The 3,094-nt window shown below is 68.0% G+C and carries 1 protein-coding gene and 1 pseudogene; both read right to left on the bottom strand.

The window, feature by feature from the left end:
• Positions 1–263: 263 nt before the first annotated feature.
• Positions 264–965: pseudogene (locus AB0873_RS32090) on the bottom strand (IS701 family transposase); the annotation flags it as partial.
• A 288-nt stretch (positions 966–1,253) separates the two neighbouring features.
• The gene (locus tag AB0873_RS32095; RefSeq protein WP_366604511.1) at positions 1,254–2,873 is read right to left on the bottom strand and encodes an ISL3 family transposase; all 1,620 of its coding nucleotides are present in this window, start codon (positions 2,871–2,873) and stop codon (positions 1,254–1,256) included.
• Positions 2,874–3,094: the final 221 nt, after the last annotated feature.

Here is a 3,094-nt window from a genome sequence, read left to right on the forward strand (position 1 = left end):
CGTCGAATATGAGACCGCGCACTACGATTCAACCCGAAACCACAACAGGGCCGCTGCGGCCTAACAACGCCCTCCGGCAACTCCAGGCCGATTCACTCCGCGCCGCCGGCACCCTCACCCACACCGCCCGCTACGCCGTCGCCCGAGGCGCCACCCTGCGCACCCACCTGATCAACGTGCCCGCCCGACTCGCCCGCCCGCAACGCCGCCCCGAGGGTGGCCGGCGCGTCGGGGTAGGCCGGGCGGGGTGGGCGGCCCCGGCCGGAGTAGGCCGCGGTGACCGGCACCGCGTCGGCGGGGTGGGCGGTGGCGGTCGGGTCGACCTGGACCACGTAGCGCAGGCCACGTTCGTCCAAGCCGAGCCGGAACAGGGTGCAGTCGCCGTAGCCGGAGTCCGCGGCCACCGGCAGTTTCGGCAGCCCCCACTGCTCGATCATCTCGTCGAGCATGTCCAACGCGAGGCGCCATTTCTCCCGGTGCCGCACATCGTCGGGCATGCGGGCCCGGTCCCGCCGGGCCCGCACCGCCGCAGCCCGGTCGGGATCGGCGACCATGGTGTCGTCCCACGATCGCGGGCAGAACAACCGCCAGTTCGCCGCCACCGACGCGGTGTCGGTGACCGCCTGGACGCTGACCCCGATCTGGCAGTTGCCGGTCTTGCCCAGGGTGCCCGAGTACTGCCGGGCCACGCACGGCGAGGCCGTGCCGTCCTTCGGGAACCCCGAATCGTCGATCACGTAGGCGGCCGGGTCGATCGCCTCGACCATCCACCGGGCCACGTTCGCCCGGACCACCCGATAGTCCCAGGTCGAGGACGTGATGAACTGCTGTAACCGCTGATGATCGATCCCGAGACGGTCGGCCATCGGCTGCATCGACTTACGCGCCCCGTCGGTGAGCAGGCCACGCACGTACAACTCGCCCTTCACCCGCTGATCCGACCGCGCGACCGCATCATCCAGCATCGCCGCGGTGAACTCCACCAACCGCGGGCGCACCTGCTCGATCTGCTCCGGAGTCACACCCGCGAGTCAACCATCAACCACAATGGACAACCACGCAACACGCCGAGACCTAACAAAGCACTACTACGCACCCGCGGCATCACCGGCGGACCCGGATGGCTCATCGACATGCTCGGCCTCACCCGCCTACGCCTACAAAACGCAACCTACCGTGACGAACAAGGCGCCCAACACGACACCTGACCTCTGCAAGATCAGCGGCTCTGTCGCTGATCTTGTGACGATGTCTCACGCTTGAAGCAGGATCCGTTTGCGGAGCAGGTCGAAGTTCGCCCGACCGTAGCCGAGGCGTTTGATCAGCTTGGCCCTGGTGTTCTGCCCTTCGACTTGGCCGGAGCTCCACGGGGTGGAGAGGCCTGCGAGGACGGCGTCGTAGTCGGTTCGGAGTCCGTCGGCGAACTGCCGCAGGTGGGGCAGATCGTCGGCGCGGACGTTGTCGATCCACTCGGATAGATGTTGTTGGCCGGTGAGGTTGGTCAACATTTTGGCGAAGGCGCGCACATGCTGGCCGGCGGCGGTCAGGCGCGGGCATGCCGCTTGGACGTCGTGCAGGTTGCCGGTCTGCTCGGGTGGTAGCCGGTCGGGATGCGTGAGCAGCAGGGTCGCCGCGGAGCGGGGAGGCGGGATCGGACGCGGTGCAGGTGGGGCGGTCACGCCGCGTTTGAGTAGGTGCACGTAGAGATTGACTGTACTGGCGCTGCCGGTGTAGCCCTGTTCGCGGACCTCTCGATACAGCTGCACAGCGTTGTGCTGCCCGTCGGCGAACCGCTCGTAGAGGTAGGGCTTGAACGCGTCCAGCACGGAGCGGCGGTGGATCGCTGGGGCGATGAGCTCGTCGAGGCTCGCGGCGCGGGCGTAGCGACGCACCGCGTAGTAGTCCAGCTGCAGGTCGCGGCTGATGCCTCGCAGCGAACGGCCGGCCGCGACAAGTTCCTGCACGGCCTGATATCGATCAGTGGTGCGGGCCACCAGCGCGCGAGGTCGGCCACGAACATTGAGGTGCGCATCCGGCAACGACGGCGGCGAAGTCTCCACCGGTGGCTGCGCCGCGGCGAACGCGGCCTTGATGCAGCCGTGGTGCGCGGCGACGGTCTTGTCCACCGCTTCGCACAGGTTGTTCCACAGATGCCACCGGTCGGCGACCTGTACTGCTTGCGGAGCACCGGCCCGAGCGGCCTCGGCGTAGGCCCGGCCGCGGTCACGGCACACCACTTCGACCTCAGGATGCTCTGCCAGCCACGCCGCGACCGGCCCGGCTTCGCGTCCCTCAAGCACCTCGACCGGGCGACGGGTCTCCAAGTCCACGACGATCGTGGCGTAGACGTGGCGCCGGCGCAGCGCGAAGTCGTCGATACCCACGACCCGTACCTCACCGACCGACGGCTCCGGAAGCACACGGACCAGTCGCAGCAGGACGTCCTTGGCCACCGGCAGACCCAGCCGTCGAGCGAGCCGAGCCGCCGGCCGGGCCGCGAGGGCGACCGCGACCTGCACCAGCTGCTGCTGCAGCACCAGCGTCCGCCGTCCGTGCGGGTGAGTCAGACCTGGCACCTGCTCGACGAACGTCACCGCAGGACACACCTGCGACACGCACTTGAAGCGCCGAACCAACAGATCGATCACCACGGCGCAGCCCCCGAGCGCGGCGTCGGCAAGCCGACGCCGATACGCGCCGTGGGTACGCACCGAGATCTTGCTGCACTGCGGGCAACGACTCCCACGTGTCCGCGACCGCGCCCGCAACACGATCATCGCGGCCGATCGCTCGACCGCTTCGATGACGACGCCAGACAGATGCGGAAGGACCTTGAGCAATGTGGACTGCACCGCGAGGATCTTGACGCTCACTTCACAACGTCACAAGATCAGCGACAGACCCAGATCAGCCGTACTCACCTCTGCACTCCAACGAGTACCCCGACACATGCTATCCGTCGAGCTTGACCGATGCGATGTGGGCGGTCCTTGCGCCCTTTGATGCCGGTGCGTGACCTGCGTAAAGGCGGCCGGCCCCGCAAGTGGGGCGATCGGCTGATCCTGGACTCGATCTTCTATGTGCTGCGGTCGGG

Origin of the sequence: Micromonospora sp. NPDC047707, from assembly GCF_040704235.1 — a bacterium.
Classification (GTDB): domain Bacteria; phylum Actinomycetota; class Actinomycetes; order Mycobacteriales; family Micromonosporaceae; genus Micromonospora.